The 14,354-nt window shown below is 61.8% G+C and carries 10 protein-coding genes; 5 read left to right on the top strand and 5 right to left on the bottom strand.

The genetic code is table 11. From position 1 onward, the window contains the following. Positions 1-18 precede the first annotated feature (18 nt). Genes trpA through J2X24_RS11975 form a run of 3 tightly spaced genes read right to left on the bottom strand, consistent with a single transcriptional unit; the run spans position 19 to position 2,765 of the window. Positions 19-834, bottom strand: a complete 816-nt coding sequence (gene trpA / locus J2X24_RS11985; RefSeq protein ID WP_209721601.1) for a tryptophan synthase subunit alpha — start codon at positions 832-834, stop codon at positions 19-21. Next, positions 835-2,067: a tryptophan synthase subunit beta gene (gene trpB, locus J2X24_RS11980; RefSeq protein ID WP_209721598.1), complete on the bottom strand. Its 1,233-nt coding sequence runs from the start codon at positions 2,065-2,067 to the stop codon at positions 835-837. Positions 2,068-2,114: 47 nt separating this feature from the next. After that, positions 2,115-2,765 (bottom strand): phosphoribosylanthranilate isomerase, encoded by a 651-nt coding sequence (locus tag J2X24_RS11975; RefSeq protein WP_209721596.1) that lies wholly within the window; start codon positions 2,763-2,765, stop codon positions 2,115-2,117. Positions 2,766-2,889: 124 nt separating this feature from the next. On the opposite strand from J2X24_RS11975, the gene J2X24_RS11970 reads away from it, so the two are divergent. After that, entirely contained in the window at positions 2,890-3,837 is a 948-nt protein-coding gene (locus tag J2X24_RS11970) for a glucokinase (RefSeq protein WP_209721593.1), read from the top strand. 103 nt (positions 3,838-3,940) lie between these two features. Further along, complete coding sequence (locus J2X24_RS11965) at positions 3,941-4,891, top strand: glucokinase (protein WP_209721590.1); 951 nt, start codon at positions 3,941-3,943, stop codon at positions 4,889-4,891. Between the two features lie 65 nt (positions 4,892-4,956). Here J2X24_RS11965 and J2X24_RS11960 read toward each other — a convergent pair whose 3' ends face one another. Continuing rightward, a complete protein-coding gene (locus tag J2X24_RS11960; protein ID WP_209721587.1) occupies positions 4,957-6,639 on the bottom strand; it encodes a methyl-accepting chemotaxis protein in 1,683 nt (560 codons plus the stop codon). Between the two features lie 227 nt (positions 6,640-6,866). On the opposite strand from J2X24_RS11960, the gene J2X24_RS11955 reads away from it, so the two are divergent. The 3 genes from J2X24_RS11955 to J2X24_RS11945 are packed head-to-tail and all read left to right on the top strand — an operon-like array spanning position 6,867 to position 11,220. Beyond that, complete coding sequence (locus tag J2X24_RS11955; RefSeq protein ID WP_209721584.1) at positions 6,867-8,060, top strand: glycoside hydrolase family 130 protein; 1,194 nt, start codon at positions 6,867-6,869, stop codon at positions 8,058-8,060. Continuing rightward, positions 8,060-9,256, top strand: a complete 1,197-nt coding sequence (locus J2X24_RS11950) for an AGE family epimerase/isomerase (RefSeq protein WP_245344648.1) — start codon at positions 8,060-8,062, stop codon at positions 9,254-9,256. The genes J2X24_RS11955 and J2X24_RS11950 overlap by 1 nt, the downstream gene beginning before the upstream one ends. A 41-nt stretch (positions 9,257-9,297) precedes the next feature. Beyond that, a complete protein-coding gene (locus tag J2X24_RS11945; protein WP_209721579.1) occupies positions 9,298-11,220 on the top strand; it encodes a sodium:solute symporter family protein in 1,923 nt (640 codons plus the stop codon). 196 nt (positions 11,221-11,416) lie between these two features. Here J2X24_RS11945 and J2X24_RS11940 read toward each other — a convergent pair whose 3' ends face one another. After that, positions 11,417-14,284 (bottom strand): [protein-PII] uridylyltransferase, encoded by a 2,868-nt coding sequence (locus tag J2X24_RS11940; protein WP_245344647.1) that lies wholly within the window; start codon positions 14,282-14,284, stop codon positions 11,417-11,419. Positions 14,285-14,354: the final 70 nt, after the last annotated feature.

The raw sequence follows: 14,354 nt of genomic DNA, 5'->3' as shown, positions 1-14,354 counted from the left end.
CGACTGCCTAATTATGGTTCATCGCGCCGTGTGAACAGCGTGAGCCAAATTTGCGGCCTTTTCCAGTACTTTTGTCTTAACGTCCGTTAATTGGGGTAAAGAATTCTTGATTTCTTCAACCAGCGCGGAACCCACGACAGCGGCGTCCGCGACGCGCGCCACCTCGGCAGCCCTTTCCGGCGTTCGGATTCCGAAGCCTACGGCCACTGGGAGGCCGCCAGCTTCACGAACGCGTGATACCGGGGCAGCAATGGCGTTGGCGTCGGCCTCCTTGACGCCGGTCACCCCGGCGACGGACACGTAATAGATAAACCCGCGCGTGCGCCGCACCAGGGTTTGCAGGCGGTTGTCGTCGCTCGTCGGCGTCGCCAGGCGAATCAGCGCCAGGTCTTCGGTGTCCAGGGCGTCGGTCAGACCGTCGGCTTCTTCCGGCGGGCAGTCAACGACGATCAGGCCGTCGGCGCCCACTTCGCGCATGCTGGCCGCCCAGTTAGCATAGCCGCGCGACTCGACCGGGTTCATGTAGCCCATCAGGATGATCGGCGTATCCTGGTCGATCTCACGGAAGCGGCGGACCAGTTCAAACACGTCCTTGATCTTGGTGCCGTTTTTCAAGGACCGTTCAGCGGCGCGCTGAATGGTCGGACCTTCCGCCATCGGATCGGAGAAGGGAAAACCGAGCTCGATCAGGTCGGCGCCGGCGGCCGGCAGGCCTTTCAACAGTTCGAAAGAGGTCTCAAGGTCGGGATCGCCGGCCATGATGTAGGCGACAAAAGCACCTTTGTTCTGAGCCTTAAGATCGGCAAAGCGTGTGTCTATGCGCGAAACCGGCATTTACATTCCCCCCATGGTTTCGCCCATCGCCTTGGCGACAGTGAAGATGTCCTTGTCGCCGCGACCCGACAGGTTGAGCACGACGATACCGCCCTTGCCGACTTCTTTTGCCAGGTCGCCGACGCGTGCGATGGCGTGCGACGATTCTAAAGCCGGAATGATGCCTTCCAGCTTGGAGGTCAGGGCGAAGGCTTCGAGCGCGTCCTGGTCGGTGGCGGTGACGTATTTCGCACGGCCGATGTCGAACAGATAGGCGTGCTCAGGGCCGATTCCGGGATAGTCGAGGCCGGCCGAGATCGAATGGCCTTCCAGGATCTGGCCATCGTCGTCCTGCAGCAGGTAGGTGCGGTTGCCGTGGAGCACGCCCGGACGGCCGCCGTTCAGCGAGGCGGCATGGCCGTTATAGACGTCCAGGCCATGACCGGCGGCTTCGACGCCGACGATCTTGACGCTTTCGTCGTCGATGAACGGGTGGAACATGCCGATGGCGTTCGATCCGCCGCCGACGGCCGCGATGACGGCGTCGGGCAGGCGGCCTTCCAGTTCCAGTATCTGCTGGCGCGTTTCCTTGCCGATGACGGTCTGGAATTCGCGGACCATTTCCGGGTAGGGGTGCATGCCGGCGGCTGTGCCAATCATATAGTAGGTGTCGTGGACGTTGGTGACCCAGTCGCGCAGGGCCTCGTTCATGGCGTCCTTCAGCGTGCCGTTGCCGTTGATGACCGGCACGACCTCTGTGCCGAGCAGCTTCATGCGGAAGACGTTCGGCTTCTGACGTTCGACGTCGAGCGCACCCATATAGACGATGCACGGCAGGTCGAAGCGGGCGCAGACGGTGGCGGACGCGACGCCGTGCTGACCCGCGCCGGTTTCGGCGATGATGCGGGTGCGGCCCATGCGCTTGGCCATCAAAACCTGGCCGATGCAGTTGTTGATCTTGTGCGCGCCGGTGTGATTCAGCTCTTCGCGCTTGAAGTAGATCTTGGCCCCGCCGAAATGCTCGGTCAGGCGCTCGGCGAAATAGAGCGGGCTGGGACGGCCAACGAAGAACTTCAGCAGCGAATGGTACTCGGACCAGAAAGCTGGATCATTGCGCGCGACTTGCCAGGCTTCGTTCAGTTCCAGCACCAGGGGCATCAGGGTCTCAGGCACATAGAGACCGCCGAATTCACCAAAGCGGCCCTTTGCATCGGGCTGGCTATAGGCGTTGGAGCGGAGAACGGCGTCGTTCACTGAACAAAGTCCTTATAAAAGAAGGGTTGGCGAAAAAAGAGCCAGCGTTATAGCGCTTTTACAGTACGAAGGAAGCCCGAAATCAGATTGGGGTCCTTCACTCCGGGCGCCGATTCAACGCCTGAGGAGACATCGACGTATTTTGCACCGCTTATCGTAACGGCTTCTGCGACATTATCGGGCGTAAGGCCGCCGGCCAGGAACCATGGCTTTTCGCCTGCATAGCCGGTCAGCAATGTCCAGTCGAAGCTAAGGCCGAGACCGCCCGGCAGGCTTGCGTCCTTGGGCGGCTTGGCGTCGAACAGCAGATAGTCGGCCACATTGTCGAAGGCCTGCGCGGCGGTCAGGTCGGCGGCTTCGCTGAGGCTGAGCGCCTTGACGACGGGAATGCCCATCGCCTGGCGGACCTGAGCGACGCGGTCCGGCGTTTCCTTGCCGTGCAACTGTATAAGGTCGGGTTTGACATGATCGCGCAGCGCTTCAATCATGGCATCGTCAGGATCGACGACGACGCTCACCAGCTTTTGTGTTGCGCCGGATGCCCGAAGCGATAGCATCAGCTCCGACATCGCTGTCAGGTCGAGATGGCGCGGGCTTTTGGCGAAATGAATAAAGCCGAGAAAGGCTGTGCCTTCCGCAATCGCCGTTTGGGCGGCGGAAAGGGTGGAAATACCACAGATCTTGGCGGAGACGGACATGGCAAGCCTTTCTGTCCGTGGTCATTGGGCCCTTGGCCGCTAAATATCAAGTACCCAAAATTAACCTTTCGTAGTTAAATAAAATAAAACATAAAAAGTCCGGAAACGTTTACAAGGCACGGAAATGGCTGACCAAGTGCTGCTGAGTGACATCAGCAATGGCCTCTACATGAAGCTTGCTCTGGCGCCGAGGGGCGGCCGGCCGGACGAGTCGACGCACTACACCTGCGACAGCCTCGAGGACTTCAAGACGGCCATCAGCAATTTCCTGGACGCTCAGGGAAAGCCGGCGCTCAAGGGCGCGGCCATTTCCGCCGGCGGCTGGGAGCAGCATGGCGTCATGGCCATGCCGAACCATAAGTTCCAGGTCGGGCGCGCCGACATGCGCGAATTCCTGGGCGTTCAGCGCCTTAACCTTGTCAATGACTGCGTCGCCAAGGCCCTGGCCATCCCGCGCCTTGGGGGAGACGAGCGCGTGAAGATCTGCGGCGGCGAGGAGATGGCCGAGCAGGTCATAACACTCATCAATTCCCACAGCGGCTTAGGCCAGGCCAGCCTGGCGCCGGACGGCATGGGCGGCTATACCGCCATGCCTTGCGAAGGCGGACACTCGGACCTGACGATCGACAGCCAGCTGGAATACGACGTCTATAAATTCCTGGCGGCCAAATACGGTCACGTATCGCGTGAGCGCGTCATCTCGATCCCGGGCCTCGTCGATGTCTGGCGTGCGCTGGCCGCGGGCGATGGCGACGACTCTGCCGCGCCCGGACCGGAGGAGGTCGTTGCCCGCGCCGTAACCGGCGACGATCGCGCGCTTCAGGTCATAAATCTGTCGATGAACTGGCTGGCGGTCATGGCGTCGGACGTGGCGCTGATTACCGGATCGCGCGGCGGCATCTATCTGACGGGTGACTATTTCGACTTGATCGGCGACCTGTTTGACGTCGATGCCTTCATCGCCCGCTATCAGGACAAGGGCCGGCTTAGCGAATATGTCCGCGATATTCCGGTGTTCCGGACGCTTGCGCCGGACATGGAAGTGATCGGCCTGGCAACCTTGTTCGATTGATCCGGTCCCGGAAAAAACGCGACCAGGCATTCTAGCGCTTTCCTTTCTCGCTGCCTTAATTTACCAAATTATTTTCCTGATCATCCGATTTACCGGGACCGCTATGACGGATCACATCCTTCTTTGTGACTTCTCCTTCGGCTCCTACATGAAGCTGGCCCTGGGTACACCCGGCCGCCGCCCCAGCGACGCCACCCTCTACTCCTGCTCCGGCAAGAAGGATTTCGATGAGGCGGTGCTGGATTTTCTGGCGGCCCACGATCGCCCCAAGCTGATCGGCGCGGCCCTGTCGTCGCGCGGCTGGGAACGTCACGGCGCGATCCAGCTGCCGGAAAAGGGGCTGCTGAAGCTCGGCCGCGACGATGTCCGCCATCTCCTGTCGATCCAGCGCGTCAACCTGGTCAACAATTTCGTTGCCCGCGCCCTGGCCATACCGCGCCTGCGCAAGGACGAAAGCGTGAAGCTGTGCGGCGACGAGCCCCTGGAAGAACAGGTCATGGCGGTGCTGGGGCCGCACCACGGCCTGGGCCTGGCGGCGCTGGCGCCCGACGGCGCCGGCAACTGGGCCGCCATTCCATGCGAAGGCGGACACTCCGACCTGCCCGTCACCAGCGATCGCGAATGGCAGGTCTATAACGTACTCAAGGAAAAGCATGGCCATGTGGCGCGGGAATTCGTCATTTCCCTGACGGGCCTGGTCGAACTGTTCCAAGCGTTGAATACGGTCGACGGCGGCGACAGCCAGGCCAACACGCCGGAAGAGGTCATTGCGCTCGCGAATATCGGCGATCCCGTCGCGCTCGAAGCCATTGCCATGTGCAGCGGCTGGCTGGCGGCCATGGCGTCGGATGTCGCCCTGATGCTGGGTGCGCGCGGCGGTATCTACCTGACTGGCGACTTGATGGACCTGCTGGGCGATCTTTTTGATCCGGCCGTTTTCTGCAAGCGGTATGCGGACAAGGGCCGACTCAGCAACTACGTGTCCGACGTGCCGGTCTATCAGACCCAGGCGCGCGACCTGGAAATCGTCGGCCTGGCGACGCTGTTCGACTGAGTGGGCAAGGCGCCCGAAAACCTCCCGGGCCGATCACCGGCCGGGAGGCTTTTTAGCTTTGGCTTTTAAGCCGCCCGGACGGTCGACAGGAAGTTCTGTACTTCATTAGACAACATGGCGGCCTGATCGGCCAATTCCGAGGAGGCGGACAGGACCTGCGACGCGCCGGCACCGGTTTCTTCGGCCGACCGGGCAACACCGGTGATGTTCGATGTCACCTCGGTGGTGCCGCTCGAAGCCAGGGTGACCGCCTGGACGATCTCATTGGTCGCGGCGGCCTGCTGGTCGACCGCGGCAGCGATGGCGTTCGAGACTTCGTCGATTTCAACGATCGAGCTGGTTATCGCTCCGATGGCGTCGACCGCCCGCGCGGTCGTATTCTGGATATTGGCGATCTGGACCGAAATCTCGTCGGTGGCGCGCGAAGTCTGCGATGCCAAGGTCTTCACTTCCGAGGCGACGACAGCGAACCCCTTTCCGGCTTCGCCGGCGCGCGCCGATTCAATGGTGGCATTGAGCGCCAGGAGGTTGGTCTGGGAGGCAATGCCCGAAATCATGGCGACGATGTCGTTGATGCGCGTGGCGGCTTCGCTCAGTTCCTTGACGACGGTCGAGGTCGCCTGGGCTTGGCGCACGGCCAGCTTGGACTTCTCTGCCGACCGTTCAACCTGACGGCCGATCTCGCTGATCGATGCACCCAGTTCCTCGGCCGAACTGGCGACCGAGGTTACATTGGTGCCGGCTTCCTCGGCGGCTGCCGATACGGACTGCGCCTGGACCGAGGTCTCCTGCGCGGTCGAGGTCAGCTGGCTGGCCGTCGCCTGCATTTCGGTTGCCGCCGACGAGACGAGCGAGACGACGCCGCCGACCGATTTTTCGAAATTGTCGGCCATGGTCAGCATGGCGTTGCGGCGTTCGACGGCCAGGCGGTCTTCATTGGCGCGCTGGGCCTCGGCCAGGCGGGCGATACGTTCGGCATTCGCGTTGAAAGCGCGGGCCATGTCGCCTAGCTCGTCGCGGCGTTCCTGGCCGGGAACGTCAGAGCCTTCCTGGCCTTCTGCGGTCGCTTGCATGGCGCGGGTCAGGGCGTTCAACGGCATGACGAGAACCCGATGCAGGCCGGTCAGCGCGGCAAAGGCAAGAGCCAGAATGACGAGGCCACCGGCAATGGTGGTGACGCGGGCGAAGATGGTCGCGGCCTGCGCCTCCTTCGAGCGTTTTTCGAGCAGGGCGGCTTCTTCACTGATCATCACGCTGACCTTGGCGCGGATGGCGTCCATGGACGACTTACCGGCGCCCGAAGCTTCCAACTGGCGCGCGGCCTCTATTGTCGCCGGGTTGGACATCAGTTCGATTTCCTTGGCGGCGACCGTGCTGTCCCAGGTGGTGGCAAGGTCCCTGACCTCGGCAATACGCGCTTGCTGGGTGGCATTGTCGGCCGTCAGCGTCTGGACAGAGCTGAGCGCCTCGTTAAGCATCTTCTCACCAGCTATTTTCGGCGCCAGGAAGTCGCGGTCGCCGGATACGAGATAGCCGCGGACGCCGGTTTCCTGATTGACCATGGCCTCGACGATCTGATTCAGCGACGAGATCACTTTGAACGTATGGGTTGTCCACTTTGAAGTGGTTTCCAGTTTTGACAGAGACGTCCAGCAGACACCGCTGACGATGAGGCTTGAGCCAATCAGAACAAGAAAGGCAAGGCTGATCTTTTTCAGCACTTTCAGGTCGGTAAGAAAGTTACGCATAAAGGTCTCTCATCAATATATTATTACGCAACCGTTTGCACGTCGGCGTTAATGTAGACTTAACGCCGGGTCTTTTTCAGGTAACTTCTGACCGTATTCTACGGGCGTGAAAATGTGTCCAACTGATAAGATGCGCGATGAGTCTCTTGACAATACACGTGCTTAAGTGCAAAGCGATTAATTAAATCAAATTGTTTTAAACCTCTGACTGTCGGGGAAACAGGCGTATGGGCTACGATGCAGTAAACCGATTGGCCGGGTTGAAAACGGCACACGATGCCCTGCTGGCCAGGCCGAATGCACCCCTGGCCCATGATAATGGCATATATAGCCGCTATGGCAATCCGGTGGTGACGGCGGCGCATGTACCATTGGAATGGCGCTACGACCTCAACCCCGAAACGAACCCGTTCATGATGGAGCGGCTGGGCGTAAACGCGACCTTCAATGCCGGGGCCATCCTCTGGCCAAATAACGGGGACGGCAAGTATCTTGTCGTCGTTCGCGTCGAGGGCAATGACCGCAAGTCTTTCTTCGCGATCGCGCAAAGTCCCAATGGCGTCGACAATTTCCGCTTCTGGCCGCGCCCGGTCGTCTTGCCCCAGACAGACGAACCAGACACAAATGTCTATGACATGCGCCTGACGCAGCACGAAGACGGCTGGATCTACGGCCTGTTCTGCACCGAGCGCAAGGACCTGACCCAGCCGAACGATCTGTCGGCCGCGGTCGCGCAATGCGGCATCGCCCGTACCAAGGACCTGGTCGCCTGGGAGCGCCTGCCCGACCTGAAGACCAACTCCGGCCAGCAGCGCAATGTCGTGCTGCACCCTGAGTTTATCGACGGCAAGTACGCGCTTTATACGCGCCCGCAGGATGGCTTCATCAGCGTTGGTTCGGGCGGCGGCATTGGCTGGGGCCTGTGCGACGACATGACCAATGCCGTCATCGACGCAGAGACCATTGTCGACAACAAGGTCTACCACACCATCAAGGAGCTGAAGAACGGCCAGGGCCCGACGCCGATCAAGACGCCGAAAGGCTGGCTGCACCTGGCGCATGGCGTGCGCAATACCGCCGCCGGCCTGCGCTACGTGCTCTACATGTTCATGACGGACCTGGCAAAGCCGTGGGTCGTCACCCATGCCCCCGGCGGTCATTTCATCGCGCCGGAGGGCGAGGAGCGGGTGGGTGACGTTTCAAACGTCACCTTCGCCAACGGCTGGATCGAGGACAACGGCAAGGTCTTCATCTACTACGCCTCTTCCGACACCCGGCTGCACGTCGCGACCTCGACGGTGGCGCAACTGGTCGACTACTGCTGTAATACGCCGGCCGATCCGCTAACCTCGGCGGCCTGCGCCCAGCAGCGCATCGACCTGATCGCCCGCAACGAAGCGTTCGTACAGGCTGCCGGCTGATGGCCGATACCCTGGCCATGACCTTGCAGCAGGAGGCCCGCCAGGAGGCGCGCGCCATTCTTGACTGGTGGCAGGCCAACATGCCCGACGGCAATGGCGGCTTCTGGGGCGAGGTCAGCTCCGACGGAGAGCCGGTCAAGGACGCGCCGCGCGCCGTCATTCTCTATACGCGCCTGCTGTGGTTCTTCAGCGCCATGGCCAGCTATCTGGAGTCAGCTGAAGCGCTGGAGCTGGCGCACCGCACGGCCGCCTATATCCGCAAGTTTTTTGTCGATCCTGACCACGGCGGCCTTTATTGGCAGCTTGACGCCAAAGGCCAGGTGATCGATGCCAAGAAGCAAGGCTACGCCCAGGCCTTCGGTGTCTACGCCTTTGCCGAATATTATCGCGTCACCCAGGATCTGGACGCCCTGGCCATGGCGCGCCGGCTGCAGCGCGAGATCGAAGAGCGCTTCTGGGAGCCGATGCACGGCGGCTATATCGAGGCGCTCAGCGCCGTCTGGTTGCCGCTCGACGACCCGCGCCTGTCGGACAAGGACATCGCTGCGCCCAAGACGATGAACACTCACCTGCATATCGTCGAGGCCTATGCGCATCTGCATCGTGTCGCGCCCGACGATCTGAGCCATGCCGCGCTTTATCGCGCGCTCGATATCTTTGCCGCCCGCTTTGTGGATGCCGGGACCCACCATCTGCGCCTGTTTTACGACCTCGACTGGACCGACCGGACGCATGCGGTCAGCTACGGTCACGACATCGAAGCCAGCTGGTTGATGTGGGAGGCGGCATGTGTCCTGGGCGAACCTGCGCTGACAGCGAGTGTCAGGCCCCTGGTTATCGGCTTAGCTGAAGCGACACTAAGGCACGGCGTCATGATGGATGGCAGCATCGCCTACGAGCAGGATTTCAATGGCCGGCTCGATCCCGCTGGCGAGTGGTGGGGTCAGGCCGAAGCTATGGTCGGCTTCGTCAATGCCTGGGAGATGACGCGCAATCGCGCTTATCTCGACGCTACCGAAAAGCTGTGGCGCGTACTGAAAACGCAGTTTGGCGCCGGTGGCGGCTCGGAATGGACCTGGTACGCCAGAACGGCGGGTCGTCCACCCCAGGTCACGGCCGGACAGTGGAAATGCCCGTATCACAATGGTCGGGCCATGATCGAACTTGACGAACGCCTGAGCCGGGCGCGAAGTTAACAACAAGCGCTTGCCAAAAGAGCAGGCGAGGGGAAACGCACATGACGCAGCCTTCAATAGGATTAGCGCCGATCGACCTGGCCATAGTCGCCGGCTATATCCTAGTGACTATCGCGCTGGGTTTCTGGGTGGCGAAGCTGTCCTCGGGCAACCTCAGCAACTACTTCCTGGCCGGCAACAAGCTGCCGTGGTGGGTGCTGGGCCTCAGCAATGCGTCGGGCATGTTCGACGTCGGCGGCACCATGTGGATGGTCGGCCTTCTGGTCGTCTACGGCCTGAAGTCGGTCTTCATTCCGTGGCTGTGGCCGGTTTTCAACCAGATCTTCCTGATGGTCTTCCTGGCCGTCTGGCTGCGGCGGTCGGGCAAGCTGACGGGCGCCGAATGGATCACCTTCCGCTTTGGCGATGGCCTGGGCGCGCGCGCCTCGCACCTGATCAATGTCGTCTTCGCGCTCATCATGGTCGTCGGCATGCTGGCCTTTGGCTTTTTGGGCATCGGCAAGCTGGCGGCGGAATTCAGCCCGTGGCGCTTCTCGGCCGATCCGCATATCAACGACAAGATCTACGGCCTGATCGTCGTGGCGCTGACAACCGTCTATTCGGTCAAGGGCGGCATGTACTCGGTCGTCATGACCGAGATTCTGCAATTCTTCATCAAGTTGATCGTCTGTGTCGCCATTGCCTGGATGGCCATGACCATGGTCACGCCGGAAATGCTCAAGGCCGCGGTGCCCTCCACCTGGAACGAGATCGGTTTCGGCTGGACGCTCGGCCTTGACTGGCAAGGCGTGGCGGATGCCGCTAGACCCGAAAACAAGGTCGTCGCGACTTCGGCCATCAAGACGATCGAGAACGAAGGCCATTCCCTGTTCGCCATCTTCATGGGCCTGATGATCTTCCAGGGCTTCTTCAAGGCCATGGCGGGACCTGCTCCCAACTACGACATGCAACGCCTGCTGTCGGCCAAGTCGCCGACCGAAGCCGCCAAGGTGTCGGGCTTCGTCAATCTGGTCCTGCTGTTCCCGCGCTACCTGATGATCGCCGGCATGGCGGTCCTGGCGCTGGTCTTCATCGGCCCCTACTGGACGCAGCTTCAGGCGGACGCCGTCGCTGCCGGCAAGCCGTTCTCGGGTGATTTCGACGCCATCCTGCCGTGGGTGGTGCATGAATTCATGCCGCCGGGCCTGCTGGGCATCGCTTTGGCTGGCCTGCTCTCGGCCTTCATGGCGACCTATTCGGCCTCGTTGAACGCCGCGCCCGCCTATGTCGTCAATGACATCTACCGCAAGTATTTTCGGCCCGACGCCGACCAGAAGACCCTGGTGCGCCTGAGCTACCTGACCTCCTTCCTGTTTGCCGTCATCGCCGCCTTCATTGGCTGGCAGCTCAACTCGATCAATGAGGTCATCACCTGGATCACGACCGGCCTTTACGGCGGCTACACGGTCGCCAATGTCGTCAAATGGTATTGGTGGAGGCTGAACGGTACAGGCTATGCCGCGAGCATGGCGCTGGGCGTCGTGGCGGCCATCTATATGGTGCTGCCGTTTGAGTATACGGGTGTGAAGATCGATGCCCTTGCGGCCTTCCCGTGGCTGTTTATCGCCTGCATGGCAGTGGCCATTATCGGCTCGCTGGTTACCAAACCGACCGACATGGCGACGCTCAAGGAATTCTATAAGAAAACCCGCCCGTGGGGGTTCTGGGGCCCGGTGCTCAGGGCGTTGCGCGAAGACGAGCCAGACGCCCAGCCCAACCGCAACTTTGCCATCGACATGGTCAATGTGCTGATCGGTGTCGTCTGGCAGACCGCGCTTACCGCCTCGGCCATCTTCCTGGTCATCCAGGAGATGGAGAAGTTCTGGCTGACGGCGGGTCTGGCCGTGGCCTGTACGCTGATCTTGAAATTCAGCTGGTGGGACAGGCTGTGGGATGAGCCGGACGAGCAACCTGCAAAGAACTAAGGCTCGGCGACTTGGCGGGCATAAGGTCCCCCTTCCGTCAGCTTCGCTTTCGCTCGCTGCCACCTTCCCCGTAAACGGGGAAGGAATATATGAGTAGTATCAGCTTTTTCCTTCCCCGTTTACGGGGAAGGTGGCATTTGCAGAGCAAATGACGGAAGGGGGCTGGATCGGTTGTTCAGAAACCCAACTCGCAGAATTATCTCGCCAGGCTGGCGCGGGCGCGGGTGATGTTTTCCTTTGCCGCCGCCGGCTGGTCCAGCACTGTCAGCAGCGCCTTGCGCACCGCCTGCTTCTGGCCAGCGGTCAGCTGCGCCTTCTTGAAGTGGTCGGTGACATAGAAGGCGTCGACGGCGCGTTCGCCATAGCAATCGATGTGCGCCGAGGCGATGTCCATGTGGAGGCGCGCCAGGGCCTCGACCAGGTCGGCCAGCAGGCCTGGACGGTCGCGGCCGGACACTTCCAGGATGGTCGCGCCAGCATTGGCGGTGTCATCAAACGCCACGGTCGGCGCGATGGCAAACGCCGCCGTCCTGGCCGCCATGGCCGAGCGGTAATTGACTGCTGGCGGCAATTGGCCGAGCGCGGCCTGTTCCAGCTGCTTTTCCGCCTGCTTCAGCCGCTGCGGATCGTCATGGGCGAACGGCAGGCCTTGTGTGTCCTGCACGTAGAAGACGTCCAAGGCATTGCCTTCGGACGAGGTAAAGACCTGCGCGCCGACGACGTTGGCGCCAAGATTGGCGAAGGTGCGCGATAGATCGGCGAACAGGCCCTGGCGGTCGCTGGCCGAGATCGAAAAGGCGGTGGCGTTGCGGCTTTCGTCGATGCGCGCCCGGACGGCGGCTTCGGCGTTGAACGACGACAGGACAAGATCGGCGTGGCTGCGGATGTCTTCAGGTGTGAAGGAGAACAGGTAGTTCTCGTCCATGGTCGCCAGCCACGCGGCCATGTCGTCATTGTCCTGGCTGAGCTCCTCGCGACGCGCCTCGGCGCGTTCATTGAGGCCTTCGCGCACGCTTGCGACCGCATCCGATCCACGCCCGCCGCGGAAGGCGCTTTCAGTGGCGGCAAACAGGTCGCGCATCAGCTGGCCCTTCCAGGCGTTCCACACGCCAGGGCCGACGGCGCGGATATCGGCGACCGTGAGTATAAGCAGCAGGCGCAGGCGTTCGGGCGTCTCGACGATGCGGGCGAAACTGGCAACCGTCTCCGGATCGGAGACGTCGCGCTTTTGCGCATAGTCGGACAGCACCAGGTGGTGGCGCACCAGCCAGGCAATCTGGTCGATCTTCCACGGCTCCAGGCCCAGACGTTCGCACGCCTTGCGCGCCGCGCGCTCACCGCCGATCTCCTGGCCGTCCTCGCCACCCTTGCCGGTGTCGTGCAGCAGCATGGCCAGGTAGAGGCTCTCCTTGTCGACCAGCTGCGGCATAATCGCCGTGGCTAATGGGTGGTCGGCCTTGTAGCGGCCGGTATCGACGCCGTGGATTATGTCGATGGCGCGCAGGGTATGCTCATCGACAGTATAGGCGTGATACATGTTGAACTGGGTCTGGGCGACGATGCGGCCGAACTCCGGAATGTAGCGGCCCAGAAGCCCGGTCTCCGACATCAGGCTCAGGATGCGGTACGGGTTGCGGCCGCGCACCAGCAGGTCGAGGAACAGCCGCGCCGCCTTCGGGTCGCGGCGCAAGGACGGCGTCACCAGGGTCAGGTTGCGCGCAATCGCCGTAAAGGCGTCCGGGTGCAGGTCAAGCTCTAGCCGGTCGGCCATCTTGAATAGCAGGAACATGGCGACCGGCGACTTCTGGAAGATGTCGGGCGAATTGACCGACAGGCGGCCCGATGTGACGACGAAGCCAGGGTGGTCGGCCTTGGTCAGGTTCATGAGGCCCGACTGGATCATGTTGGACAGCCGCGTCAGAGGCTTGGCGTCCTGGGCCTCCAGCTTGGTGCAGAAGGCGCGCGTCAGTGCGCCGACCTCTTTCGAGACGATGAAATAGCGGCGCATGAAGCGTTCGACATTGGGTTCGCCCTGGCGATCGATAAAGCCCATGCGGCGGGCGATTTCGGGCTGCAGGTCGAAGCTCAGGCGTTCCTCGCCCCGGCCGGCGGTGACGTGGATCAGGATGCGGACCTTCCACAGGAAATCGAAGGCGCGCATGAAGATCTGGCGTTCGCGGTCGGTCAGGATGCGATCCAGCACACCCCAGGAATCCTTGGATTTCCTGGGCGCCGTTTCATCGATAATCTGTGCGCTCTGGTTGGGCTCGGCCGAGGCGCGGTACTTGGCGATCCAGAACAGGGTGTGCAGGTCTCGCAGGCCGCCCTTGCCCTCTTTCAGATTGGGCTCAACAACGAAGCGCGTTGCCCCGGCCTTGAAGTGGCGGGCGTCGCGCTCTTCCAGCTTGGCGGCGACAAAGTCGAACATGTTCGTCTTCAGGCCTTCGGTTGCCAGCTTGAGGTCCAGCAGTTCGACCAGTTCCTTGTCGCCGGCGATCTGGCGGTGTTCGAGCAGGGCGGTCATAATGGTGTGGTCGCCGCGCGCGTACTTGATGGTCTCCTCGACGGTTCGCGACGCATGGCCGACCTTCAGGCCCAGATCCCACAGGGTATAGAGGATGAATTCGATGACCGATTCCGAGTGCGAGGTCTCCTTCCAGGCGCGCAGGAACAGGAGATCGAGATCGGAATGGGGCGCCAGTTCGCCACGGCCATAGCCGCCGACGGCCAGCAGCGACAGGCGCTCGCCTTCGGTCGGGTTGCGAGCGCGATAGACGTGCGTAAGCGTGAAGTCCCATAGCGCGCTGACGATCTCATCGGTCGCGCGGGCCAGGGCGCGGGCCGTGGCGTGGCCGCCCTTATGGTCGATATTGTCGAGGATAGCGGCGCGCGACAGTTGAAGGGCTTCCTTGAGAATTTTCACGGCGCGGCGGCGCAGATCGGAGCTGTCGCCGGTCGAATCCTCATAGGTGTCGGTCAGGGCCTGACGCAGGCGCGCGCCATCGATGCGATACGCCGGCGCCGGGCTTTGCGTAGCAGTCAGCATATCGGATGCGTCGTCCATAAACCCACTCTAAACCTTTGTTGTCGCGCATCTTATCCAAAAGCGCTTTTCGCACCTTTCAGGACGCGCG

The sequence above is a fragment of the Asticcacaulis solisilvae genome, assembly GCF_017875235.1.
Lineage (GTDB): Bacteria > Pseudomonadota > Alphaproteobacteria > Caulobacterales > Caulobacteraceae > Asticcacaulis > Asticcacaulis solisilvae_A.
Note: the sequence above shows the minus strand (reverse complement) of the source record. Positions and strands in the feature narration are given on the sequence as shown.

What these genes read in the sequence shown, in the direction of transcription:
- trpA (WP_209721601.1), bottom strand. Translation starts at nt 834, where the DNA reads ATGCCGGTTTCGCGCATAGACACACGCTTTGCCGATCTTAAGGCTCAG.
- J2X24_RS11975 (WP_209721596.1), bottom strand. Translation starts at nt 2,765, where the DNA reads ATGTCCGTCTCCGCCAAGATCTGTGGTATTTCCACCCTTTCCGCCGCC.
- J2X24_RS11970 (WP_209721593.1), top strand. Translation starts at nt 2,890, where the DNA reads ATGGCTGACCAAGTGCTGCTGAGTGACATCAGCAATGGCCTCTACATG.
- J2X24_RS11965 (WP_209721590.1), top strand. Translation starts at nt 3,941, where the DNA reads ATGACGGATCACATCCTTCTTTGTGACTTCTCCTTCGGCTCCTACATG.
- J2X24_RS11960 (WP_209721587.1), bottom strand. Translation starts at nt 6,639, where the DNA reads ATGCGTAACTTTCTTACCGACCTGAAAGTGCTGAAAAAGATCAGCCTT.
- J2X24_RS11955 (WP_209721584.1), top strand. Translation starts at nt 6,867, where the DNA reads ATGGGCTACGATGCAGTAAACCGATTGGCCGGGTTGAAAACGGCACAC.
- J2X24_RS11950 (WP_245344648.1), top strand. Translation starts at nt 8,060, where the DNA reads ATGGCCGATACCCTGGCCATGACCTTGCAGCAGGAGGCCCGCCAGGAG.
- J2X24_RS11945 (WP_209721579.1), top strand. Translation starts at nt 9,298, where the DNA reads ATGACGCAGCCTTCAATAGGATTAGCGCCGATCGACCTGGCCATAGTC.
- J2X24_RS11940 (WP_245344647.1), bottom strand. Translation starts at nt 14,284, where the DNA reads ATGGACGACGCATCCGATATGCTGACTGCTACGCAAAGCCCGGCGCCG.